The organism is Halogranum amylolyticum (assembly GCF_900110465.1).
Lineage (GTDB): Archaea > Halobacteriota > Halobacteria > Halobacteriales > Haloferacaceae > Halogranum > Halogranum amylolyticum.
The window spans coordinates 25226-48573 of the sequence record NZ_FODV01000023.1; the positions used below are offsets into that span (position 1 = coordinate 25226).

At 64.7% G+C, this 23348-nt stretch carries 17 protein-coding genes and 1 pseudogene; 10 read left to right on the plus strand and 8 right to left on the minus strand.

What is annotated here, in order from left to right:
- Positions 1 to 128: 128 nt before the first annotated feature.
- On the plus strand, positions 129 to 1652 hold the full coding sequence (locus BSG17_RS22115; protein ID WP_089827564.1) for a right-handed parallel beta-helix repeat-containing protein: 1524 nt from the start codon (positions 129 to 131) through the stop codon (positions 1650 to 1652).
- A 125-nt stretch (positions 1653 to 1777) separates the two neighbouring features.
- Here the strand turns inward: BSG17_RS22115 and BSG17_RS22120 are convergent, their stop codons facing one another.
- The 3 genes and pseudogenes from BSG17_RS22120 to BSG17_RS28780 all read right to left on the minus strand — a co-directional run.
- A complete protein-coding gene (locus BSG17_RS22120; RefSeq protein ID WP_089827585.1) occupies positions 1778 to 3037 on the minus strand; it encodes a glycosyltransferase family 4 protein in 1260 nt (419 codons plus the stop codon).
- A 114-nt stretch (positions 3038 to 3151) separates the two neighbouring features.
- Positions 3152 to 3334, minus strand: coding sequence for an ATP-binding protein (locus BSG17_RS28775; RefSeq protein WP_394327983.1), 183 nt, complete (start codon positions 3332 to 3334; stop codon positions 3152 to 3154).
- Between the two features lie 581 nt (positions 3335 to 3915).
- Positions 3916 to 4116 (minus strand): annotated as a pseudogene (locus BSG17_RS28780) (response regulator); the annotation flags it as partial.
- On the opposite strand from BSG17_RS28780, the gene BSG17_RS28075 reads away from it, so the two are divergent.
- Positions 4021 to 4671 (plus strand): hypothetical protein, encoded by a 651-nt coding sequence (locus BSG17_RS28075; protein WP_244531667.1) that lies wholly within the window; start codon positions 4021 to 4023, stop codon positions 4669 to 4671. The pseudogene BSG17_RS28780 and the gene BSG17_RS28075 sit on opposite strands and share 96 nt — an antisense overlap.
- Positions 4672 to 4699: 28 nt before the next feature.
- Here BSG17_RS28075 and BSG17_RS22130 read toward each other — a convergent pair whose 3' ends face one another.
- Complete coding sequence (locus BSG17_RS22130; RefSeq protein WP_244531668.1) at positions 4700 to 5596, minus strand: winged helix-turn-helix transcriptional regulator; 897 nt, start codon at positions 5594 to 5596, stop codon at positions 4700 to 4702.
- 198 nt (positions 5597 to 5794) lie between these two features.
- Between BSG17_RS22130 and BSG17_RS22135 the strand changes: the two genes are divergently transcribed.
- The 5 genes from BSG17_RS22135 to BSG17_RS22150 all read left to right on the plus strand — a co-directional run bounded on the left by BSG17_RS22135 (position 5795) and on the right by BSG17_RS22150 (position 12218).
- Positions 5795 to 7102, plus strand: coding sequence for a hypothetical protein (locus BSG17_RS22135; RefSeq protein WP_089827565.1), 1308 nt, complete (start codon positions 5795 to 5797; stop codon positions 7100 to 7102).
- A 177-nt stretch (positions 7103 to 7279) separates the two neighbouring features.
- A complete protein-coding gene (locus BSG17_RS22140; RefSeq protein ID WP_089827566.1) occupies positions 7280 to 8371 on the plus strand; it encodes a glycosyltransferase family 2 protein in 1092 nt (363 codons plus the stop codon).
- 34 nt (positions 8372 to 8405) lie between these two features.
- Positions 8406 to 10391, plus strand: coding sequence for a glycosyltransferase family 39 protein (locus BSG17_RS22145; protein WP_089827567.1), 1986 nt, complete (start codon positions 8406 to 8408; stop codon positions 10389 to 10391).
- A gap of 79 nt (positions 10392 to 10470) precedes the next feature.
- Positions 10471 to 10593, plus strand: a complete 123-nt coding sequence (locus BSG17_RS28400) for a hypothetical protein (protein WP_280141211.1) — start codon at positions 10471 to 10473, stop codon at positions 10591 to 10593.
- Entirely contained in the window at positions 10590 to 12218 is a 1629-nt protein-coding gene (locus tag BSG17_RS22150; RefSeq protein ID WP_089827568.1) for an alkaline phosphatase family protein, read from the plus strand. Before BSG17_RS28400 ends, BSG17_RS22150 begins: the two co-directional genes overlap by 4 nt.
- 97 nt (positions 12219 to 12315) lie before the next feature.
- Here the strand turns inward: BSG17_RS22150 and BSG17_RS22155 are convergent, their stop codons facing one another.
- From BSG17_RS22155 to BSG17_RS22165, 3 genes are all read right to left on the minus strand, one after another.
- Entirely contained in the window at positions 12316 to 12588 is a 273-nt protein-coding gene (locus BSG17_RS22155; protein WP_089827569.1) for an ATP-binding protein, read from the minus strand.
- A gap of 49 nt (positions 12589 to 12637) precedes the next feature.
- On the minus strand, positions 12638 to 14608 hold the full coding sequence (locus tag BSG17_RS22160) for a bacterio-opsin activator domain-containing protein (protein WP_089827570.1): 1971 nt from the start codon (positions 14606 to 14608) through the stop codon (positions 12638 to 12640).
- A 116-nt stretch (positions 14609 to 14724) separates the two neighbouring features.
- Positions 14725 to 16302 (minus strand): ATPase domain-containing protein, encoded by a 1578-nt coding sequence (locus BSG17_RS22165; RefSeq protein ID WP_089827571.1) that lies wholly within the window; start codon positions 16300 to 16302, stop codon positions 14725 to 14727.
- A gap of 199 nt (positions 16303 to 16501) precedes the next feature.
- Here BSG17_RS22165 and BSG17_RS28990 point away from each other — a divergent pair, with 199 nt between their 5' ends.
- From BSG17_RS28990 to BSG17_RS22175, 3 genes are all read left to right on the plus strand, one after another.
- The gene (locus BSG17_RS28990; RefSeq protein ID WP_449271723.1) at positions 16502 to 16657 is read left to right on the plus strand and encodes a DUF7563 family protein; all 156 of its coding nucleotides are present in this window, start codon (positions 16502 to 16504) and stop codon (positions 16655 to 16657) included.
- A gap of 277 nt (positions 16658 to 16934) precedes the next feature.
- Complete coding sequence (locus BSG17_RS22170; RefSeq protein ID WP_170864916.1) at positions 16935 to 21284, plus strand: PAS domain S-box protein; 4350 nt, start codon at positions 16935 to 16937, stop codon at positions 21282 to 21284.
- Positions 21285 to 21585: 301 nt separating this feature from the next.
- Positions 21586 to 21783, plus strand: coding sequence for a DUF7576 family protein (locus BSG17_RS22175; protein WP_089827573.1), 198 nt, complete (start codon positions 21586 to 21588; stop codon positions 21781 to 21783).
- Positions 21784 to 22322: 539 nt separating this feature from the next.
- Here BSG17_RS22175 and BSG17_RS22180 read toward each other — a convergent pair.
- Entirely contained in the window at positions 22323 to 22598 is a 276-nt protein-coding gene (locus BSG17_RS22180; RefSeq protein ID WP_394327982.1) for a DUF7123 family protein, read from the minus strand.
- Positions 22599 to 23348 lie beyond the last annotated feature (750 nt).

Consider the following 23348-nt stretch of genomic DNA (forward strand, 5'->3'; position numbering starts at 1 on the left):
TGAGTAACTATGCTGTCGATTTCTCGAAGGGTATAATCTTTCTGGCCGACTTATTTATATTTTATGGTTAAACAGAAATTCAATTTCAAAATACTTATCAATAAAAGCTACTGTCTCAGAACTGCGTTATGCCTGAGACCTCAGAACAGACCTCAACTCGAACGCTCGGTCGTCGATCCTTCCTTGGCACGGTCGGAGCGACGGCACTCGGTGCTGCAGTCTTCTCCGAACGCGCTTCGGCGAGCTACAGCTCCTACGAAACGATCAACATCGTCGACGCCGGTGCGGACAACACCGGTGGCGACTCTATCACTCCGATTCTCGACGACGTTCTCGACGACAACAGGAAGATCTACTTCCCGCCCGGCGAGTACTACATCGACGAGGGGATCCGGTTCACCGGCTTCGACAAACTCTGGCTGATCGGTGACGACGCGACCATCGTCCCCGCTCCCGCCGACGAGTTCGAAGGCGAACATCGCATCTTCAAACTCGGCACCCACTACGCACCGGGCGATTGGCTCCGTATCGGCTACTTCACCTTCGACTTCCGTGCGCACAACACCGGACTCCGCGCGATTCAAGCGCAGGTCAACGACTGTTACATCCACGACATCGACTTCGTCGGCGAGCACGACGCCGGCACTCACGGCCCGATGCTCGTCGACATCGTCGACGAGGATAGCATCGGCGCGGTCGACCGCGTCCGGATGCCCGACGGCGGGGCGTGGACGAAGGACACCGAGCAGGACGGCAACCCCGACGTCAGGTGGGGTCCCACCGGCTTCATCGTCAGCCCGTACCACAGTGGCAAGCTCTGGGTGCGTGACTGCGTCATCGGCGGCTTCCCCGACAACGGGCTCTACGACTCCGGCGAAGACGGGCGCGTCGTCGTCCGTGGCGGTCGGTTCGAGAACAGCAACTCCGCGAACATCCGTCTCGACGGCCACCGAAGTACGGTCCAGGACGCGACCGTCGTCGTCGACCACGCTCGGAGCCGAGACAACAACCAGCGCGGCATCCGTCTCGACGGTGGCTCCAACTGTTGGATCGAGAACTGCGAGATCATCCTCGCGGAGCCGAACGGCCACGCCATCACCGTGATGCCGGGGTGTACCTCGGCGAAGATCGAGAACACCTCCATCACGCTCGGAGCCAGCGACGAGTCGAACGACGCCGCCATCATGGTCTCGGAGGGCTGCGGCGACGTCGAGATCGAAGACGTCCACATCGAGATGCACTGTCCGGGACAGGCGATCGACATCGAACCCGGTGACGGCGACGTGCTCGTCGAGGGGTGCACCGTCACGGGCGAGGCCTCCGGCGCGACCGGCGGGCGAAACGCCATCCGCTGTGAACGCGACGGCTCGCGGTTCTACAGCAACACGGTCGAACAGCCCGGACCGAGCTACCGCCGCGCGCTCGCGCTCGTCGCCGACGACTGCGTCGTCTCGAAGGGGAGCTACGAGTCGACGCACCACCCGATCGTCGACGACGGTAACGGCAACGTCGTCTCGAAGACCACCGCCCGCTCCTACGACGGTTACGACGGACTCAAAGTCGCCAGCGGCGACGTCGATCTCTACTGGAGCACCGTCTACGAGGGTGTCGCCGGTTCCTACGACGGCTACGGCAACGAGTTCCCCAGCTGACGCGGTCGGCTTCGTTCCCTCAGCTCACCGTTCCGTCCGTCCACGCCCCGCCCGTGCGTCTGACGCCCCCGCGTCGCGAGACGTGATCCGAACTGCTCTCCCGCTCTCTTTCTCGTCCGTCGTCGTTACCGCGTGACGACGCGCTTCTCGCGTGCGACCTCGCGGTACAGCTCAGAGTACTTGTCGATGATCGTCTCCGGGGCGAACCGCGGGAGCTCCTCGTCGATAGCGGCGTAGTGGTTGTCGTAGTCGGCGACGAGTCGCTCGAAGGCGTCGGCGAGCGCCGCGGGGTTCCCCGCCTCGAACGGTTCGCCGGCGTCACCGACGATGAAGTCCATGCTGCCGACGTCGGAGACGAGAAGCGGCGTTCGCATCGACAGCGCCTCCAGCACGACGCGCCCGAACGGTTCGTCGATGAGTCCCGGGTAGACGAACGCGTCGGCCTCGTCGTAGACGTCGGGGAGGTCGTCGTGGTCGACGTAGCCGAGCCAGTCGACGGCGTCGGCGACACCCTCCTCGTCGGCCAGTTCCTTCAGCCGCGTCTCGTACGGTCCCGCGCCGACGATCTCGAGTTCGACGTCGTGGCCGCGCTTGCGCATCTCGGCCAGGCCGGGGATGAGCACGTGCAGCCCCTTGATGTCCTGCAACGCACCGACGTAGAGCAGCGTGACGGGGTCGCCGTCGTCGACGCCGGCGTCGGGGTCCGGCTCCTCGCGGTGGAACGCCTCGTCGTAGAAGTGCGGGATGACGGTCGTCCGCTCGCCCGGGAACCCGAGCGCGTCGTAGTCTTCCTTGAGATGCGGCGACAGCGCGTGGTAGGCGTCGATCTCGTTCGCCCGCTCGATCGATTTCCGGACGAGGTCGATCTTCCCCAGCGAGGAGTAGCTGGCGCGGAGTTCGCGCTCGACGCCCTGCCGGCGCTTGACCGCCGTCGTGGCGATACAGCTCGCACACTTGCCGGGCGACGGGCCGGAACACTTCCGTTCGCCGTGGTACATCATGTCGCCCTTCGGACAGACCGGCACATAGGAGTTCAGCGTCGACAGCGTCTGCACGTCGAGTTCGGCGAGCAGCGGGATGAACGCCGACGAGTAGGAGTGAACGAGGTCGTGGCGCTCCATCGCGGGGAGCTCCTCGCGGAGCGCCTCGTGTTTCGCGGCGATGGGGTGGGGGAGCTTCGAGAGGTTGTCGTGTAGCACGTACTCGACGCGGTCTTCGGCGGGCAGCTCCGCGTCGGCCGAGTCCATCTGACTCGACACGTAGACCGTCAGGTCGTGGTGTTCGGACAGTCGCTCGATGAGGAGCGTCGACGTCTCGACCGCGCCCGACCCGGGCGCACCGGGACACTCCGCCGGGACGAAGCCGACGTCGAGTCGCTCGCTCACGCGGTCCACCCCGTCGTTCGTCGTGCTCGCGCGTTCATACACGGTAGTAGACGCTGGGGCGGCTTTATTATCGCCCGCGTAAAGCGGTCCGGGAGTCGTCCCGTCCGTTCGTCGTCACTCGACCCGTTCGAGTTCGACGTAGAATACCGCCCCCTCGGGGTGGTTGTCCTCGACCCCGACGTCGCCGCCGTACTGTGAGACGAGTTGTTTGACGAGGTAGAGGCCGATCCCGGTCCCGCTGCTCTCGGCCCCCTGCTCGCCCTCGCCGAACACTGTCTCCTTCCGTCGGTCGGGGATACCCGGGCCGTTGTCGGCGACGGAGACGACGACGCGGCTCTCGTCGGTCTCGACGGGACGGTCACCTCGGGCGTCTCCTTGTCGTTGTAGAGGATGGCGTTCGACAGCAGGTTCGCGAACACCGACGACAGCAGGTCGTTCGCCCGGACCTCCACCGGCGGGATCTCGCCGTCGACGTCGACGACGATTCCGCCGTACAGCTGTCTGGCGCTCTCGATCTCCGACTCGAGCACCGACTGCAGCGAGACGTCGGCGAGGTCGGCCGCCTCGCTGCCGGTGACCGAGGAGACGATGTCGCCGATGCCGCGGGTCAGCTGGAGGATTTGGTTGCTCGTCCGGACGATCTCCTCCAACTGGGACTCGCCGTGGTGGTCGACGTGCTCGGACAGCTCCCGCGCCCGGCCGACCACGAGCGTCATCTCGTTACGGATGTCGTGGCGGGTCAGCTGGTTGAGGATGCGCAGCTCCTCGGCCTGCTGCCGGAGCGTCTCCTCGGTCTTCTTCCGTTCGATGGCGTACCGGATGGCCTGCATGAGCACCTCCGGCGTCACCTCGTCTTTCACGAGGTAGTCCTGTGCGCCGTGAGAGACGGCGTCGATGCCGAGTCGCTCCTCGGGGACCCCAGTCAGCACGATGATGGGGGTCGTCTCCGTCCGTTCGCGGACGTAGTCGACGGTCTCCAGCCCGTGGATCCCTGGGAGGTTCAGATCCAGCAGGACGACGTCGAACTCGACGGCCGCCAGCCGCGGTTCGACGTCGGTGATGCGGTCGCAGTGGTACAGCGTGACACCCTCGTTCGACGGCTCGGCGTGGTCGTCCGGGTCGTCGACGACGGTGACGGGGTGTTCCGCGTCCCGGAAGTGTTCCTGGAGCAGGCGGGCGTCTCCCGGGTTGTCCTCGACGAGGAGGAGGTGATGTCGTCAGGAATCATCGGTGAGTGGCGGCAGTGTTGCGGCGCGGACCCAAAAAGACTCGATTCGCTCGACGGCCTCGTCGAACTCATCGGGGTCGGAGGGCCGTTCGACGTGAGCGTTCGCGCGCTGGTCGTACGACAGTTCACGGGCGTTCGGCGTGTCGCCGATGGTGATGATGGGGAGTCGTCGCAGCGTTTCGTCGGCGTTCACCAACTGGAGCAGCTCCATCCCGTCGCCGTCGCCCTCGAACTCGACGAGCAGCAACTGCGGCGGTGGCACCTCCCCGTTCTGCAGTCGATCGAGTGTGGCGTCGGTCGGGGTGGCGACGGCGAGGTCGAAGCGGTCGGCGCGGTCGAACGCGTTCGCGAGCGCTCCGTCGCCGGTCGCGGTGAACAACAGGACGTCGACTTCGGTGTCGGATGACATCGGTAGCTCTGGACCCTCTCGGTGTTCAGGAGATGTTCAACAGTGCCTGTACGTCGCGGACCGCCGACTCCTCGTCGGCGTCGTCGACGCTCGACTCGAGTTCGCGCAGCCGAGCCTCGACGCGCCGGTAGCGGTCGTCGCGCTGGAGCGCCCCCTCGGTCTTCTCGGCCTGGAGCACCGCCCGCTTCGCGCTCAACGCGAGATACTCCTGTACCTCGCTGTCGTAGGCGTTCCGTGCCAGCACGTCGGCGATGACCTCCTTCAGCTCCTCTTTGGCCCCCGGCTTGACGATGTAGGCGTCGAACCCCATCTCGAGGATGTCGAAGTCCGGTTCGACCGCGCTGAGCATGATGACCTGACACCCCAGTCTGAGATCGCGGATGCGGTCGAGCACCTCCTCGCCCGACAGTCCGGGCATCCGCCGGTCGAGCAGGACGACGTCGATCTCGTCGGTGAGCTTTCTGAGCGCCTCCTCGCCGTCGTAGGCGCGTTCGATCTGGCACTCGTCTTCCAACCAACTGGCGTGCATCGTCACCAGCCGTGGATCGTTGTCGACGACCAACACCACCGGCCGGGTGTCCTCTCCCAGATGCTCCGCTCCCCAGTCGGACAACGCGTCGATGACCGACTGCATGTCTCGACCGTGTCGGGTCAGGTCGTACTCGACGCGGCGGGGCGATTCACTGACCTCGTTACGGTTGACGAGTTCGTTCACCTCGTTACGGTTGACGAGTTCGTTCTCGACGAGGTCGTCGAGACTGTCCGTCAACACTTTTGCCGAGATGTCGAGACGTTGCTTCAGCTCGCTGAACCGGAGGGGGCCGTCCCGAAGGAGCGACTGGATGATGACCGGATGCCACTTCTTCGAGATGAGGTTCACTGCCGCGACCATCGTCTCGACGTCGTCGTCGTTGCGCCTCACCACGGTTTTTCTTACGTACACTGAGAGCCTGATAGGTATTGTTATAGGCTTGATAAGGTCACCGTACTCCCGAGAGCGAGAGCTCCGCTCGCGGCTTACCAGCCACCTAAGCGAGTTACTCTCGGGTGACTCTCCCGCTAACCGTTCTGTTAGTTTTCACTGACACGTTGACAGGAGTTCTGGGAAGATAGAACCCGAATGGGAACCAGACAGCAGACACGAGAGAACGGAATCGACCGCCGGACGTTCATGAGCGCGGCGGGTGCGGCAACGCTACTCGGTTCGGTCGGCGGACGAGCAAGCGCGACGTCCGACGCGCCGATGGCGCTCGGCGACGCGGCGGGGATCGACTCGGTGACGGGTATCGCGAACCTCGGCGGGAAACTCGTCGTCGGCCGCGGCGGCTACCGGACGATCCAGGAGGCGTGGGACGACGCCCGGAGCGGCGACGTCGTCTACGTCCACTCGTCGTACGACGCACAGCAGGCCGGCGAGGAGTTTCCGATCGTCCTGAACTACGAGGAGAAGGAGGTGCTGCTCACTGGCGGCCACCCCTCGGGGTCGGTGATCGACGCCGGCGACGTCGACGAGAACGTCGTCGAGGTGCTCGGCCGCGGGATGAACGACTACCGGAACAACCCGATCGTCCAGAACCTCAAGATCGTCGGCGGCAACGTCGGCCTCAGAATCCGCGCCGCCCCCTACTCGTCGTACAAGGACATCGTCGTCTACGGGACGAACTCCCACGGCGTCTCCGTCGAGGGGTACACCGACGACACCGGCTTCAAGGGGACGTTCGGTGCCACCTTCCGCAACGTGATGGTGTGGGGCTGTGGCGGCACGGGGTTCCGCCTCAACACCGACGCTCGCTCGCACAGCATGTCGTTCTTCGGCTGTCACTCGGAGTTCAACGACGCCTACGGCGTCCAACTGCGCGGCTACTCCTGCCGGTGGATCGGGGGGACCGTCCAGAACAACGGGAATCACGGCGTCGACGCCCGCAGCGGCTGTAGCCAACTCCTCAGCGGCGTCTACTTCGAGGGGAACGGAACTGCGATGGAGTACCCGATCGAGGTGTACGTCTCCGCGTCCGCACCCGGGTTCACCTGCGACACCTGCTACTTCCAGGGGAACTTCGCCCGCAACTTCGCCAACGGCCTCGACCGCTCTACGATCGGCGTCGCGGTCAACGGTGCGCCGCAGGCCTCGGTCTCGAACTGCACGTACCGCAACTACGAGAGCTGCTTCCTCCTCGTCCGCGACGCTCGCGACGTCGACGTCCACCGTCCCTCGAACTGTGCGCTCGACGACACGACGTTCCTCGAGTTCGACGACTGCGAGCGGCTCCGTAGCGACGGCTACGTCCAGGAGGACGACCTCCGCGCCGTCGAAGGTGCCCACCGGGGCGACATGGGGATCCATGACGGGTCGGGCGACGCACTCTGGGGGCCGGCCGTCTGGAACGGCCGCGAGTGGATCAGCGTGGTGCAACCGGACGTCATCTGAGGGGAGTGAGACGGTCGGGACCGACGGCTCGGAAACGCGTCTCTGTCATCCGTTCACACGGACTCTGCAACGGTCTGACGGCACTATGGAGTTCTTATCGCCCGGTTTCGATACTTAGGCGGTGTATTATAAAGCACATAGGGAGAGCAGACGGACCTACGAGAGCCACGCATCACCATGTACCGAGAACACACCATCGGCATTGTCGTCCCCGCGTACAACGAGGAAGGCTACGTAGGCGGCGTCATCGACACGTTCCCCGACTTCGTCGACCGTGCGTACGTCGTCGAAGACGGGTCGACGGACGACACGTGGAAGGAGATACAGGAACATGCGGCGGCGTACAACGACGAACACGCCGCCGAAGCGGCGAACTTCGAGGACGTCGTCGTCCCGATCCAGCACGAGGAGAACCGCGGTGTCGGCGGCGGCATCAAGACGGGCTACCTCGCGGCGCTGGACGACGACGTCGACGTCGTGACCGTGATGGGCGGCGACGGGCAGATGGACCCCGACGTGCTGACGAAGTTCATCGACCCCATCGTCGACGACGTGGCAGATTACACGAAAGGGAACCGCTTCATGCGCGAGGAGGACCTCGACGCCATGCCGCGGTTCCGACTCGTCGGTAACTCCGTGCTGTCGCTGCTGACGAAGATCGCCAGCGGGTACTGGAAGATCGCCGACCCCCAGAACGGCTACACTGCCATCTCGAAGGAGGCGCTCCAGCAGGCCCCCATCGAGGACATGTACGAGTACTACGGCTACTGCAACGACCTGCTGGTGAAGCTCAACGTGGAGAACCTCCGGGTCGCCGACGTCGCTCACTCCGCCGACAGCGTCTACGACGAGGAGGACTGGAAGAGCCATATCGAGTACGACGAGTACATCCCGAAGGTGTCGCTCATGCTCCTGCGGAACTTCCTCTGGCGGTTGAACCGCAAGTACCTCTTGAAGGACTTCAACCCGACCGCGTTCCTCTACTACTTCGGTGCCGGCGTCTCTGCGGTCTCCGTCGGCGGCGCGGTCGCCTCGCTCCGCAAGCGGAAGGCGGAGTCCGGCAGCTGGGCGTTGTCGCTGTTCCTCGGCGTCGCCCTCCTGCTGTTCGCGATGGTATTCGACATGGAGGCCAACAGCGACAACGAGGTGCTGATCGACGACCAGGCGGTCGCGGGTAGCATGGCCGTCAACGACGTCGCGTCCGACGCGGACGTCCCCGCCGGACAGCGAGACGGCGCCGCGGACGCCGCGACGGCGGACGATGACTGAGCGACGCACGCCGACCGACTAACCCCATCTCACCATGAGCCACAAGACACCGAACTCGCTGCTGGGGATGCTGAAGAGCGGCCGACTCGACATCATCGGCGCCGTCGGCGGGCTGCTCGCCGCGGTGTTGATGCTGCCGCTCCAGCTCCTCGCCTCGCAGGTGTACATCCAGACGCTGCCGCTCGTGCTCGGCGTCGCCTCCGTCCTGTACTTGCTCGCCTCGCGGACCGAGAGCGAGAGCACCATCGCCACGCTGACACCGAAGGCCGCACGACTGTTGCCGTCGCTGTCGGTCGTCGGGATAGCGGTGCTCGTCGCGCTGGCGACGTTCCAGGGCAACCGGACGCTGCTCTACTACGACGTCGCCGCGATGACCGGGATGCTGATCATGGCACAGGTGTTCTTCACCGACGACGGGGAGTTTTCGCCGACGCTCATCCTCACCCAGGTCGTGCTTCTGGGGCTCGTCGTCCGGCTCACTGCGCTCATGACGTCGCCGGGCTACGTCGGGATCGACGTCTGGTCGCACGTCTCGAACTGGACGACGGCCATCTACCAGACGCAGTCGCTCGACCCGATCGCCAACCGGAAGTACTTCGCGTCGCCGCTGTTCCACCTCCTCGTCGCCAGCGCGGCGCTGCTGTTCGATCTCGGCGTCAGGGAGGCGCTGTTCCTCTCGCTTGCGGTCGCGATGCCCATCTCGGTGCTGTTCGTCTACTCGACGACCAAACTGCTCGTCGGCGTCCGTTGGGCCGTCTTCGCGGCGGCCGCATACGCGATGATCGGCCACGTCGTCGAGTGGGGGATCCACCTCATCCCGACGAGTCTGGGGCTGATCTTCTTCCTCGCGATCCTCTACAGCCTCACCCGCGTCCTCCATCTCGACTACAAGCTCCGTGACTTCGTCCTCGTGGTGGTGTTCAGCGTCGCGGTCATCCTGACCCACCAGATATCGGCGTTCATCATGCTGGTGTTCACGGGGGCGGGGCTGCTCGCGCAGTTCGCCCTGAGCTTCGGGCTGTTCAACCCCCGGATGTCGAACGCACTCGACTTCAGCCCGCAGGACACGGTGAACCTCTCGGGGCTCATCGCGTTCGACCTCGGACTCATCACCTTCATGTGGTCGCTGACGCCGTATCAGGGCGGGACGTTCCTCGCGACCATCTTCAGCTACCTGCAGAACACGATCGACTCCTCGGCCGGCTTCCTCGCACTCGCCGGCCCCGACGGGGGGACCGGTGGCGCGGCCGCCGGTCCCGACCGCGGGATGACGCTCATGCAGGAGCTCGTCCAGTACATCGACGTGGCGGGCTTCCTACTGTTGCTCCTGTTGACGATCGTCGGTAGCATGTACGTGCTCCGGCGGGAGAACGCCTCCCACGCGACGTTCACGGGCGTCGTCGCCACCGTCGCGATGCTGGTGTTCGTCTTCGGCTTCCCGCTCTTCGGCATCCGGACGTTCGTTCCCGGGCGCTGGTTCGCGTTCCTCGCGGCTCCGATGGCGGTGATCGCCGCACTCGGCGTCGCGTTCCTCGTGAAGAACCTCACGCCGCGGACGGCCGTGATCGTGCTGCTCATCTTCACCGTGGCGTTCCCGACGGTGACCGCGGTCGCGAGCCACGGGACGCTCGACTCCCCGCCGTTCGCCGACACGCAGACGCGCTACAGCTACACCGACGCGGAACTAGCGGCCACGAGCACCATCGGTGACATCCAGCCCGCGACCACCGAACGGCCGCTCCACACCGACCACCCGTATCAGACGGTGTTCGACAGACGCGAGGACGTCCCGACGAAGCCGATGACCGTCGCCAACGGGTCGGCGTCGACGGCGAACGAGACTGTCGTCTACCGCGACTACCAACAGCAGGGGGCGGCCTACGTCAGAGACGGCTTCGGCTTCTCCTACCAGCCGTCGCTCTCCGAACAACAGGCCTGTAGTGGGTCGCGCGACGTCACCTACACCAACGGCGAGGTGACGATGTGTACGACCGCGGGTTCGAGCGGTGGTGGCTCCTGATGCCGTCGAAACGACTGCCTACCGGTTCGGTGTATCACACGCCAGACAGCGGTCTCCGGCTTATCGGAGGCATAATTAAATGAGTGACATACATACGACAGACATGATGATAGCGGAGGGGACGCCTACGGCGCGGCAGGACACGCTCGCTGACGTCGGGTCGAAGCAACCGACAACGACCGAGCGAGGTGAGCGTCGATGACCGACGACGACAGGATGGACGCGCTGCTCGTCGGCATCGACGCCGGCTGTCTACCCGTGTTCGAGCGTCTGTACGAGGAAGAGGCGATTCCGAACATCCGTGAACTCTGTGAGTCCGGCGCGAGCGGACCGCTGGAGTCACAGATCCCGCCGTGGACGCCGAGCGCGTGGCCGTCGATGTACACCGGTGTCAACCCCGGCAAACACGGCGTCTACGGCTTCGTCGACTACGACGGCTACGACTGGCGCGTCGTCGGCGGCGAGGACGTCAAGGAACACTCCATCTGGTCGCTGCTCGACCAGCACGGCAAGTCCAGCGTCGTCGTCAACGTCCCGGTGACGCACCCGCCCGAGGAGATCGACGGCGCGGTCGTCCCGGGGTTCATCGGCCCCGAGGACCCGCAGTGTCACCCCGAGGGGACGCTCGACGAACTCCGCGAGGAGCTCGGCGAGTACCGGGTCTACCCGAAGTACGCCCGCGGCGACGACTCGCTGTCGGACGAAGCGAAGATGGACGAGTACGAGACGCTCGTCCGGATGCGCGGCGGTGCGTTCCGCTACCTCGCCGAGAAGCACGAGCCGGACTTCGGATTCGTCCAGTTCCAGAAGACCGACACCGTCTTCCACGAGTTCGAGGGCGACGAGGAGAAAGTCGAGCGCGTCTACCGCGCCACCGACGACGAGATCGGGAAGATCATCGAGGAGTTCGACCCCAAACGGATCTTCGTCGCCAGCGACCACGGCATGGGCCCCTACGAGAAGTACGAGTTCCGCGCCAACGAGTATCTCCGCGACAAGGGGTTCGTGAAGACGACGAAAGGCGGCAAGGGGATGCCCTCGTGGAACCCGATCCGCAACCAACTGCGCGAAGGCGAAGACGAGGACACGTGGGAGCCGTCGACGACCGAACGCATCGCCGCCAGCGCGGCCAAGTTCGGTCTCACCGCCGACCGCGTCGGCCACGGCCTCCGCAAACTCGGCCTCGACTCCATCGTCAAACAGTACGCCCCGGAGAACATCACACGCACGGCCTCCGAACAGGTCGACTTCCCGAACTCGAAGGCGTACATGCGCGCCCGAACCGAACTCGGCGTCCGCATCAACCTCGAAGGCCGCGAACCGAACGGCGTCGTCTCCGAGGCGGAGTACGACGAGGTGCGCGCGGAGCTCATCGAGCTGCTCCGCGGCGTGTCGACGCCCGACGGCGATCCGATGTTCGAGGACGTCGCCCCGCGCGAGGAGTACTTCCACGGCCCCTACGACGACAAGGCGGTCGACATCGTGCTCGTCCCGAACGACTTCGAGCAGTTCCTCTCGGCACACGTACTCGGCGGCTACTTCGCGCCGCCGACGGAGACGTGGAACCACAAACTCGCCGGCATCTTCGCCGCGACGGGCGAAGGGATCGACGCGACAGCCGACGTCTCCGACGCCCACCTGTTCGACGTCGCGCCGACGATCATGGCCGCGATGGGGATCCCCTACAGCGACCGGATGGACGGTCGCGTCCTCCCCGCCGTCGACGACGTCGACCCGGACACCTACCCCGAGTACGAGTCCTCGGATACGACGGCGCTCGCCGACGACGGCGTCGAGGACCGTCTCGCCGACCTCGGCTACCTGTAATCCGTCGCCGTTTCACAGCGCGGTAGCTCCCAGTCCCGTCCGTTCTCGCCCCGCTCTGTCGCCTCACCCGTCAGCGGCCGGTCCGCCGGGGTGAGCGTCACCCCGCGGGCGACTCCTCGTCCTCGGGGAGCGTGAAGTAGAACGTCGACCCTTCCTCGACGGTCGACTCGACCCAGATGTTGCCGCCGTGGTGGTCGACGATCTTCTCGCAGATAGCGAGGCCGATACCGCTCCCGCTCTGTCCCCCCTCGCCGGCGAAGATGTCGAACAGTCGATCGAGGACGTCCGCGGAGAGATCGTCCGGTGTGGTCCCAGCCGACACCGCCGCGCCGTCCTGCTGCCCGGATTCGAACGCAGGGTCCATCATCATCTAGATACGGACTATCATCAAAAGAAGAATGCCCAAACAGTTTGGCTCCTCACTCGGTGAGCAACACCGAGAGCAGCTTTCGCTGGGCGGCCCGGAGATGTTCGTGGAAGGTCGCCGGTGAGATACCCAGCGACTCGGCGACCTCCTCGCCCGTGCTGGCGCGCGGCCACTCGAAGAAGCCGGCGTAGAACGCCGTCTGTAGCGCACTCCACTGGCGTTCGGTCAGGCTCTCGCGGAACGTCGCCCACAGCTCCTGTCGCGACTCCATCGGCCGCTCGGTCTCGCGCTGCGCGAGGAGTTCGACCTCGTCGTACGTGGCGTCGAGCGACTCGACGATGGTGTGGAGCTCCGCGTTGTAGGGAAACTCGACGGTGACCACGTGCATCCCGTCCTCCACGGTGAGCTCCGTCACCTTCCCGCCGAGCTCGCCGAACAGACGAACGATGAGATCGTGCGTGAAGACGAACTCGAACAGCGCCTCCTCGTCGTGTTCGCCGACGAGACGGACGTGGTCGACGTGGTCCGACGCCGTCGCCATCGCCAGGATGCCGTCGGTGTCCTCGCAGGGCGTCGAGAAGTACTCCAGATACGATCCGCCGGGCTCGGAGACGATCCCCTCGTAGGTGAACGTACAGCCGAGTCGCTCGGAGACGCTGCCGAGGAAGGGATCCGCGTCTCTGATCTGGAAGTCGAGCTCGTTCAGCCGGTCGGTCAAGAGCGCCTTCTTGTTCTCGGCGGCGTTGATGGCGTGACCGATCGTCTCGCCGAGTTCGCGGAGCACCGTCTGTTCGTCGGCGTCGAACGCGTACGACTCGTCGGCGTAGATGTTCAACGCACCGTACGTCGTCTCGCCGTAGACGAGCGGGACGGCGATGGAGGAGCGGTAGCCGCGCTCGATCGCCGCCTCGCGCCACGGGTCGAACGTCGGGTCGCTCTCGATGTCCTGGATGACGTACGCCTCCCGCGTCGACAGCGCCTTCCCCGCCGGTCCCTCGCCGGTCGCACCGCCGCCGACCGTCACCTCGATCTGTTCGAGGTAGTCGTCGACGCTCCCGGCGGAGGCTCGCGGCGTGATCTCCCGACTCGTCGCCTGATCGTTGCCGATCCACGCCGAGACGTAACGGTCGGCGGCGACGAGCCGTTCGCACACCGTCTGTTCGATCTCTTCCCGACTCGACGCCTGCACCAGCGCCTGGTCGATGTCCCGGATGACGGCGTTCAACCGGTTGAGCTTCTCGAGCTGGTCGCGCTGGCGTTCGACCTCCTTCTCGCGACGGCGACGGTTGGTGACGTCGCGGATGATGAGCTGCACCGCCGGCTTCTGCTCGTAGGTGATGGGTGCAGCCCCCACCTCGACGTACCGGACGTCGCCGTCGGCGAGGAACCGTCCCTCCATGAAGCCGGCCTGCTCCTGGGCGGTGTCGACGCCGGCGACCATCGTCTCCAGGGAGTCGCGGTCCTCCTCGTGGATGTACTGGAACAGCGACTCGCCGTACACCGCCTCGGGGTTGTCGACGTGGAACAGCTCCGCACCACGGCTGTTGAGGTAGGCGATCTCGCCCCGCTTGTTCACCGTCGCGATGGTCTCCGGGGCGACCTCGAGCAGCCGTCGGTACTGTTCGCGCTGTTCGCGTAGCTGCAGCGACAGCTCGCGGGAGCTCAGCAGGTTCTTGAGCCGCCCTTCGAGTTCGGCCTTCTTGATCGGCGTGGTGATGAGCTCGTCGACGCGGTCGCGGACGACGCCGTCCATCTGTTGCCAGACGTTCGAGCCGTACCGTTCGAGCTGTCGCTCTGGAATGACGAGGAGATACGGCAACAAGACGGGTTTCTCCCGCTGCTTCCGCTCCATCAGCGCCTCGTCGTGTTCTTCCATCGCGACGCGATCCATCAGACAGAGGTCGAACGGCTGATCGAGGTCCGAGGGTCGACGTCCTTCGACGACGTCGTACTCCGTGGCCAGCCACTCCGCGAGGAGTCGCCGGTTCTCTGCTTTCCCGATGAACAGGAGGATGCGACTCATTCACCCTCCAGTCGCGACTGCCTCCGTCCCGTCACCCAGTTTCGGGGGAGGTCGGCGACCCCCGTGAGGTCACCTTCGCTTCCGACCGCACTCCGTGCCCGGATGTCGGTCATTGGTTACTCTGCGTCCCAACCGTCACGTCGGTGCTCCATCCCCGACGAGTGGTTTGATCTGAACGGTGGCGACCGACCGCCCGTCCGTCCTCGCTGCTGGCGCTCGGTCAACTGTTGGTTGTCCGCTCTGTCCTCGAGGTCGACCCACGTCGGGTTACCGCTGAGGATCCCCGTCAGTCCGAGCAGCGGTTCCCCGATCTGGAGGCCGTACTCGGTGATGCGGAACTCGCGGACGTGTCGCTCGAAGTCGCTGGTGCGCTTCTTCAACACGCCGATCACCTTTCGCATCTCCGACTCCATCTCGATGTGCTGGATGAAGACGATGTTGTCCGAGAGGTAGCTGAGCCCCTCCTGTGTGAGCTGGAACTCGCCGACGATGGTCTGCATCTCGTTCATGAGGATCACCGTCACGCCCATGTTCTTCAGATAGCGGCACAGCGAGTGCAGCTCGTTGATGATGTCCTCGTCCTCGTCGCGGAGTGCGAGCCGATACCCCTCTACGCCGTCGATCATGACGATACGGGTGTCGTTCTCTTCGACCTCCTCGCGGACGCGGTGGGCGAACTCCGTCGCCGACAGCTGGAGCGCCTCCACCTCTTCGATGGCGAGCGTCCCCTTGTCCGTCATCTCGCTGACGGGCATGTTGATCGATTCACACCGGTGGACGAGCGTGTTCTTCGCCTCTTCGAAGGAGTAGACGACGGAGCGCTCGCCGCGGCCAGCGGCCTCCTTCATGAACTGGACGCCCGTCGTCGTCTTCCCGACACCGGGCGACCCGGAGACGATGGTGACCGTTCCGCGTTCGAGCCCGCCGTTGAGCAGTTTGTCGAGTTCGGGGACGCCGGAGGTGATCGACTCGTTGGCGAACTCCTTGTCGTACATCTCGGGGAGCAGTTTCGGGAACACGCTGATCCCCCCCTCGTCGATGCGCAGCGAGTGGTCGCCGTCTTTGATGCTCGACCCGCGGAACTTCGGGACGGAGACGACCCGACCCTTCTCGACGCGACGGAGGTGGACGATACCGTCGCTCATGAACTGCAGGTCGTCGTCCGGTGCGGAGGGGGTGTCCTGTGAGGTGAAGAGCACCGTCGCGCCCTGCTCTTTGAGGAACTGCATGAACGAGAGCACCTCCTTGCGGAACTGGTACTCGTCGGGCGACAGATACCGCAGTTGGGTGATCGGATCGACGAAGATACGGTCCGGGGCGACGTCCTGGACTTGCTCGGAGATGCGACTCGTGAGCGACTCGTCTTCGACCTCGTCGGGTGCGAAGATGTCGTACGAGAGGTTGTCGACGAAGAACTCCGAGTCCGGACTCAGGTCGAGGAAGTCGACCCCCGAGACGTCGATGCCGAGCGAGTTCGCGTTCTGCTTGATCTCGTCGGTCGGTTCCTCGAGGTTGACATACAGCGCGTTCTCGTCGTTCTTGACACCCGCCGTGAGAAAGTGCATCCCGAGGATGCTCTTTCCCGCTCCCGGCTCGCCACGTACCATGTAGGTTCGATTCGGAACGAAACCACCGTTGAGGACCTCGTCGAGACCTGCAACGCCGGTCGAGACTCGGTCCTGTTCCCGACTCATTGGCTTGATAAACACGACGGCCCATTATGTAGTTTGTGTCCCAATAGACGGTGAGGAGAATCAATGGACTGCGTCGTAATTTCGAACCCGTCTTATCAGATATCTACTATAGACCCAAAACAGTATGGGTCGAAACGATCGGAAGCGAGTGAAACGGTCATAACTCTTAACGTGTAACCTACGTAAGACTGTACTCGCCATGCCGGAATGCCAGAACTGTGGTTCGTTTGTCACTGAGAGCTACGTCCGGGTGTTCGCGCCGAACGGGTCAGAGCATCCGCGCGTCTGTCCACACTGTGAAGACAAACTCCGAGACGGATCCGAGATCAGAGAGGCGCGTAGCCGCCGACACTGACGGCGGCCGGCGGCGCGTCGGCCGACCGTCGTCTCTCCCCGTTCGCTTTCGCCGTCCGTTCTCTCGACAGATATCTTCTCCCAGCACAGCTGTATTTTCTCCCTTCGAAGGCGGACGTGCGGTTCACACCCTGCGTGCGAACCGCAGCATTCCGGCATGTTGGCCGTCCACGCGACCACGGGGCGTCCATTACGTGGGCGCTCTTGGCTGGATGTGCTCCGGTTGCTCCCTGGGGACGTAATTGTGTTATAGGGTGAGCACTTCGACGATGGTAGAGATGAATCTCTCGACTAGCGTCCTCTACATCGCGGCGGACAGGGAGACCGCCGCCCCCTTCCTCGAGGTCGTCACAGCGGAGTTTCCGTCGCTGTCGGTCGACGTCACCACGTCTGTCGAGAGCGCGAGAGACCGACTCGACCGCGACGACGTCGACTGCATCGTCGCCGAGGACGACGCGGGCGGCGTCGCCGGCGTCGACTTCCTGGCGGGTGTCACGGAGGTCCCGGCCGTGCTGTACACCGCCGCAGACACCGCCGACGCCGTCCGGACCGCTCGAGACACCGGCACGGACGTCGTGTTCCGTTCCGAGAGTGGCGGTCCCTACCGACTCGGCGCACGGATCCGTTCGCTCGTCGCGGCGACGCCCGCCGTGCCGACACCCGCGCCGGACGGGGGGTCCGTCGAACCTGCCCGGCAGTCCGTCGTCGAGGCGATGGTGGAGGCGGTCGACGACGGGCTGTACGCGTTGGACGCCGACGGACGGTTCCTCGCGGTCAACGAAGCTTACGAGCGACTGACCGGTTACGACCGCGAGGAACTCGTCGGTGCGCACGCGACGACGGTGACGAACGACGCTGTCCACACCGAGGCCGAGGAGGTACAGGCGGCGCTCGAACGCGGCGAGGAGGTGCCGACGTTCAGAACCGAGCTCACCCGACCCGACGGGACCACGATTCAGGTCGAGGCACACCTCTCGTTGCTCCCGCTCGGCGACGGCGAGTGCGGTCGCGTCGGCGTCGTCCGCGACGTGACCGAACGCGAGCATCTGAAGTCGGAACTCGACCAGTTCAACGACCGCGTGACTGACGTGCTCGTCTCTGTCGACACTGACTGGCGCTACACCTACATCAACGAACAGGCCGAGCAGTACCTCCAAGGGAGCAGGGAGGACCATCTCGGCGAGGTCATGTGGGACGTCTACGAGGAGGCTGTCGGAACCCCTATCGAGACGAAACTCCGGGAGGCGATGGAGACGCAAGAACCGGTGTCGTTCCAGACCCAGTCGAGCGTCGGCGACGAGTGGTTCCGCATCAGCGCGTATCCGTCCGAGACGGGCCTCTCTATCTACTTCCAAGACATCACCGAGCGCAGACAGCGCGGACATGAACTAGAACAGTACCGGACCATCGTCGAGACCGTCCAGGACGGTATCTACACGGTCGACCGAGACGGCACGTTCACCTTCGTCAACGACGCGTACGCGTCACTGGTCGGCTACGAGCGCGAGGAACTGCTCGGTGAACACGTCTCGCTCGTCACCGACGACGAGACGATCAAGGTGGCCAGAGCGGCCGGTGACGAACTCCGGGCCGGCAACGTGGAGACGGCGACCGTCGAGACCCGTCTCACGGCCGCCGACGGAGAGCGCGTCCCGGTCGAGGGGACGTTCGCGCTGTTGCCGTCCGAGGCGAGCGGTGAGCGCGTCGGCGTCGTCCGTGACGTCACAGAGCGGATTCGGCGAGAGGAGGAGTTGAGCGCGCGAATTCGTCAACAGACGGTCACGGCCGAACTCGGACAACTCGTGCTCGAAGGCGACGACATCGACACGCTGTTCGACGAGGCGGTCGAGGTCGTCGCGGAGACGCTCGGCGCGGACTACTGTAAGGTGCTCGACCTCCAGCCAAGCGGCGAGGAACTGCTGTTGCGCTCGGGCGTCGGGTGGCGCGAAGGACTCGTCGGCGAGGCCACCGTCGGGAGCACCGAACGGGCGTCGCAGGCGGGACACACGCTCCAGTCCGAGGAACCGATCGTCGTCGACGACTTCGAGAACGATCCTCGTATCGACGGTCCCGAACTGCTGACCTCCCACGACGTCCAGAGCGGAATCAGCGTCCTCATCGGCCCGATGTCGGATCCCTGGGGGATCCTCGGCGTCCACGACATGGAACGCCGCGAGTTCTCCGATCACGACGTCAGCTTCGTCCAGAGCGTCGCCAACGTGCTGGCGACCGCCATCGATCGGATGCGGCGTCAGCACGAGCTCCGACAGTACGAGTCGATGTTCGAGACGGTGAAAGACGGCGTCTACGTCCTCGACAGCGACGGGCGGTTCGTCTCCGTCAACGAGGCGTACGCCGACATCACGGGCTACGAACGCGAGGAGTTGCTCGGCGCGCACGCGACGACGGTCTCCGAGGTCGTCTACGAGTTGGCTACCGAGCGGCAGGCGTCGCTCGACGCCGGCGAAGACGGGACGATTCGAAGCGCGATGGAGACTGCGGACGGCCGGACGGTCGAACTCGAGTTCCGGTTCGCCCCGTTCACGTTCGAAGACGGATCGGAGGGCAGTGTCGGTGTTGTCCGCGACATCACCGAACGGGAACGGCTCCGGTCCGAACTCGACGAGGTGCTCCACCGCGTCACAGACGGGTTCTTCGGGCTCGACACTGACTGGCAGTTCACCTTCGTCAACGAACGGGCCGAGGAACTCATCGCGAACCCATCGGAGGAACTCGTCGGAAAGTCGCTCTGGGAGAAGTATCCGGAGACGGTCGGGACGGCGTTCGAGACCGAGTACCGCCGCGCGATGGAGACCCAGCAGCCGGTGAGCTTCGAGGAGTACTTCCCGCCGCTCGAGACGTGGTTCAGCGTCCACGCCTACCCCTCCGAGACCGGACTCTCAGTGTACTTCCGGGACGTGACGGAGCGCAAGCAGCGCGAGGCGCAACTCTCCGCGCTCAACCGGACGATGCAGACGCTGTTGGACACGACGACCCCCGAGGAGGTCGTCGACATCGGCGTCGAGGCCGCACGCGACGTGCTGGCGCTGTCGACGTCGATCATCCTCCGGTACGACGAGCCGTCGGGACGGCTTTATTTCGGCGAACAGACCGCCGACGAGGCGGTGGCGATCGACGACGCGCTCGTCGACGGCGACGACGCCATCGCGTGGCAGGTGTTCGTCGAGAACGAACCGCGCGTGTACGACTCGCTGTCGGCGGAACTGGGCCGCGAGACGACTGTCGAGAGCGTGGTGCTCGTCCCGATGGGACGGCACGGCGTTCTCCTCGCTGCCGACGCCGAACCGGCGGCCTTCTCGGAAAACGACCTCTCGCTCATCGACATCCTCAGCGCCAGCGTCCAGTCGGCGTTGGATCGGGCCGACCGCGAGGCGACGCTGCGCGACCGGCGCGACACGCTGGAGGAACAGAACGAGTCGCTCGACCGTCTCCGCCGCGTCAACGGCGTCATCCGCGAGATCACCGGGACGCTCACGCAGGCGTCCACGCGCGAAGAGATCGAGGAGGCGGTCTGTGACCGGTTGGCGGCGACCGACCCGTACCGGCTCGCGTGGATCGGGTCGAGAGACGTCGTCTCCGGCGAACTGTCTCCGCGGGTCTCTGCCGGCGACGAGCAGGGGTTCGTCTCGACGCTGAACGCGGCGGACAGCGAAGCCGACGGGAGCCGACCGGCCGCTCTCGCCGTCGACACGCTCGAACCCGTGGTCCAGAACACGATCCACGGCACGCCGCCGTTCGAACCGTGGCGCGAGGCGGCGCTCAAACGCGGGTTCCGGTCGTGTATCGCCGTCCCGATCGTCCACCGGGACACGCTCTACGGCGTCCTCTGTCTCTACGCCTCCGAACCGAACGTGTTCAACCGGATGGAGCAGACGGTGCTCGGCGAACTCGGCGAGATCATCGGCCACGCGTTGAACGCTCTCGAGCGGAAACAAGCGCTGATAAGCGAACGCTCGGTCGAACTCGACTTCGAGGTGGCCGACCCGCTGGACCAACCGCTCCGGCTCGTCGCAGATCTGGGGGCGACGTTCGAGTACCAGAACGTCGTCCAGCGGAGCGACGGCCACCTTCACCTCTTCTTCGTCGTCCGCGGTGCGAGCGCCGAGGCGGTGCTGGACGCCGGGTCGACGGCTCTCGACGTCAGCGACCTCACGCTCGTCGCCGACCGCGACGAGGAACTGCTGTTCGAGTGCACCGTCGCCGAGGAGACGCTGTTCGCGAACCTCCTCGAACGCGGCGCGCTCCCGCAGACGGTCTCGATGGAGGGGTCGACGGGGCGGGTCGTCGTCCGGTGTCCGCAGAACGTCGAGCCGCGATCGATGATCGAACTGCTCGAACGGCGGTTCGAGCAGGCAGAGCTCGCTGCCCGTCGCGAACACGACGACCCCGTCTGGACGAGACAGGAACTCCACTCGGCGTTCGAGAACAATCTCACCGACAGACAGGAGGAGGTGCTCCGGACGGCCCACTTCGCGGGGTTCTTCGAGTGGCCCCGCGAGAGCACAGGCGAGGAGGTCGCCGACATCCTCGACGTCTCACAGCCGACTGTCCACCGCCACGTCCGGGCCGGCGAGCGGAAACTGTTCTCGCTCTTGTTCGACGAGTGAACCACTCTCCGTGCTAATCTATACTGTTAACCCCCTTTCCAACCGGGGGAGGTAGCAGTATAGCGTCAATCCCTATTGACGTGTGGCGACTATGTCTAGTCAGCATGGAGCGCGACGCCGAACGAACTCGTCTGCGGTCGGACGGGGACGTTCGCCGTCTCGCCCCCTCGCTCCCTCGCGTTCGGTGTCCCGCGCCGCTGCGACGGCGTCACGATCGGGACTCCTCGTGACCCCGTCGACCGACGCGGTCGCGACGTCCGAACGTCCGTGCGAACGACCCAGACAACAACCCCGATCCCCCATGAGCAAACAGGACACGACGACCACGAACGCATCTCACGAACCGAAGGAGTTCGGCTCCGACACGTGCTCGACCTGCGGCCGCCGCATCGACACGACCCGGTGGCGACCTGCGACGACCGGTCGAGACGAGACGGGCCAGTATCAAGTGTACGTCTTCTGCGACGCGGACTGTCGCGACGGCTGGGCACACGACTGACCGGGCCGCCCGAGACTCTCCCGAGACGCCGGACTCCGAGTCCCGACGCTCTCCACGTCTCCGGTCGAGCCATCGACCCGAGACCATCTACGAGACGATATATTTCGCACGTTACTATTTCGGAAAACCATAATATATCTGTCTATTACCAATCGGTGTACAGCGCACGAACTCGCCTCGCCATCTGCGCTTCAAGACCGACCCGTCCGCAGGCGTCGGCCCAACAGGAAGCGTCGTCCGATATCGGCGCGAACAGGCCATCTGTAGTCTGCCCTCGTCTCAATCACCGCTCGCGCGTCGGATCGCCGTCCGAACCGGCGTCGTTCCCGGGTGTTTCGTCTGAAAACCCCGCAGAACGGCAGATACAGACGTCTGTCGAGCAACACTCCTCGCTCGTTCGCCCATCGGGGTGGAGACTCATCCTGATGTACAGTCTCGCCGGATAGACTATTCTCTTTTGCAGAATGTATCAAAATAAAATATATAGAAGAAATGTGTTATATGGTCGAGGGGGCGGTGTCGGAGGGCCGAAGGGGAGGTCAGGCGGGGAGGGGGGGAGCGGTCTCGGTCGTCCCGGCCGGGGCGATGTGCCACGTGGTCGCACCCGTGTAGGACCAGCGTTCGATCTCTAGTTCGGTCGTCGAGTCGCGGAGTTTCGACATCAGCGCGCCGATCTGTTTCGGCGACAGGCCGACGTCGTCGGCGATGAACTTGCTCTTGAAGTAGAACTCGCCGTCGCGAGCCTTCTCTAGGAGGAACTGCTCGAGTCGTTTTTCGTTCGGGGCATCAGCGGGGTCTGTGACACTCATTCTCATCCACCTCTATCAGACACTAACGTTTGCGGCCTGCTTATACCAGGAAGATGCTGTGGAGCGCTTCGGGTAGCTTCATATTGACACCTTCGACGGGACGCTCTCTGCTCGCTCGAAGACGTTTCTCGACACGGTCCGAATCTTTATTTCGTTCAGCCGTCGACGGTCGAATGAGGGCGGACGTCCGTCCGTCCCGCGTGACTCTCCTGGTCACTGGACAGTCCCCGTAAAACGTCAACGGCCCGTTACGGCGACGGATCACTCGACGTCCTCGACGGAAACGGCTGCCTTCCAGTTTCCCGTTCGGTTCGGCGGAGTCTCTGCTCGAACGGTCTCTCCGAACGGTACGGTGCCGGCACGCGGTTTCTGGCGGCCGTCGGCCAAACAATCCGTTGCGACGGACCGTCCCGCCGACACGTCGTGCAACGTCACGTTCTTCGGTTCTGTCTCTCCGACACGTCGAGCGCTCGCCGCGCGGACCTGTCGCCTCGAGCGACTGTGACATCGTGAAACACGGTTCGAACCGGTGCTGTCTCCGGGGGCAGTTTCATGCAGCGTAGACTCGATCGAATCGAACGCATCCCGCGCTCCGTGGTCCACGTTCCGCGCACGAGGCGAGTCGGACTTCTCGCCCGTCGACGGCGGTCTCTGACAGCGTTCCCGACTGTCCGTCCGAGTGCACGATGGACTTTTGCGTGCGGGAGACCTCTCGTCTCCCAACGAGAAGCCCATCTTCGGTAGTGCCGCTTCCGG

What these genes read in the sequence shown, in the direction of transcription:
- BSG17_RS22115 (WP_089827564.1), top strand. Translation starts at nt 129, where the DNA reads ATGCCTGAGACCTCAGAACAGACCTCAACTCGAACGCTCGGTCGTCGA.
- BSG17_RS22135 (WP_089827565.1), top strand. Translation starts at nt 5,795, where the DNA reads ATGGGAACCAGACAGCAGACACGAGAGAACGGAATCGACCGCCGGACG.
- BSG17_RS22140 (WP_089827566.1), top strand. Translation starts at nt 7,280, where the DNA reads ATGTACCGAGAACACACCATCGGCATTGTCGTCCCCGCGTACAACGAG.
- BSG17_RS22145 (WP_089827567.1), top strand. Translation starts at nt 8,406, where the DNA reads ATGAGCCACAAGACACCGAACTCGCTGCTGGGGATGCTGAAGAGCGGC.
- BSG17_RS28400 (WP_280141211.1), top strand. Translation starts at nt 10,471, where the DNA reads ATGAGTGACATACATACGACAGACATGATGATAGCGGAGGGGACGCCT.
- BSG17_RS22150 (WP_089827568.1), top strand. Translation starts at nt 10,590, where the DNA reads ATGACCGACGACGACAGGATGGACGCGCTGCTCGTCGGCATCGACGCC.
- BSG17_RS22155 (WP_089827569.1), bottom strand. Translation starts at nt 12,588, where the DNA reads ATGATGATGGACCCTGCGTTCGAATCCGGGCAGCAGGACGGCGCGGCG.
- BSG17_RS22160 (WP_089827570.1), bottom strand. Translation starts at nt 14,608, where the DNA reads ATGAGTCGCATCCTCCTGTTCATCGGGAAAGCAGAGAACCGGCGACTC.
- BSG17_RS22165 (WP_089827571.1), bottom strand. Translation starts at nt 16,302, where the DNA reads ATGAGTCGGGAACAGGACCGAGTCTCGACCGGCGTTGCAGGTCTCGAC.
- BSG17_RS28990 (WP_449271723.1), top strand. Translation starts at nt 16,502, where the DNA reads ATGCCGGAATGCCAGAACTGTGGTTCGTTTGTCACTGAGAGCTACGTC.
- BSG17_RS22170 (WP_170864916.1), top strand. Translation starts at nt 16,935, where the DNA reads ATGAATCTCTCGACTAGCGTCCTCTACATCGCGGCGGACAGGGAGACC.
- BSG17_RS22175 (WP_089827573.1), top strand. Translation starts at nt 21,586, where the DNA reads ATGAGCAAACAGGACACGACGACCACGAACGCATCTCACGAACCGAAG.
- BSG17_RS22180 (WP_394327982.1), bottom strand. Translation starts at nt 22,598, where the DNA reads ATGAGAATGAGTGTCACAGACCCCGCTGATGCCCCGAACGAAAAACGA.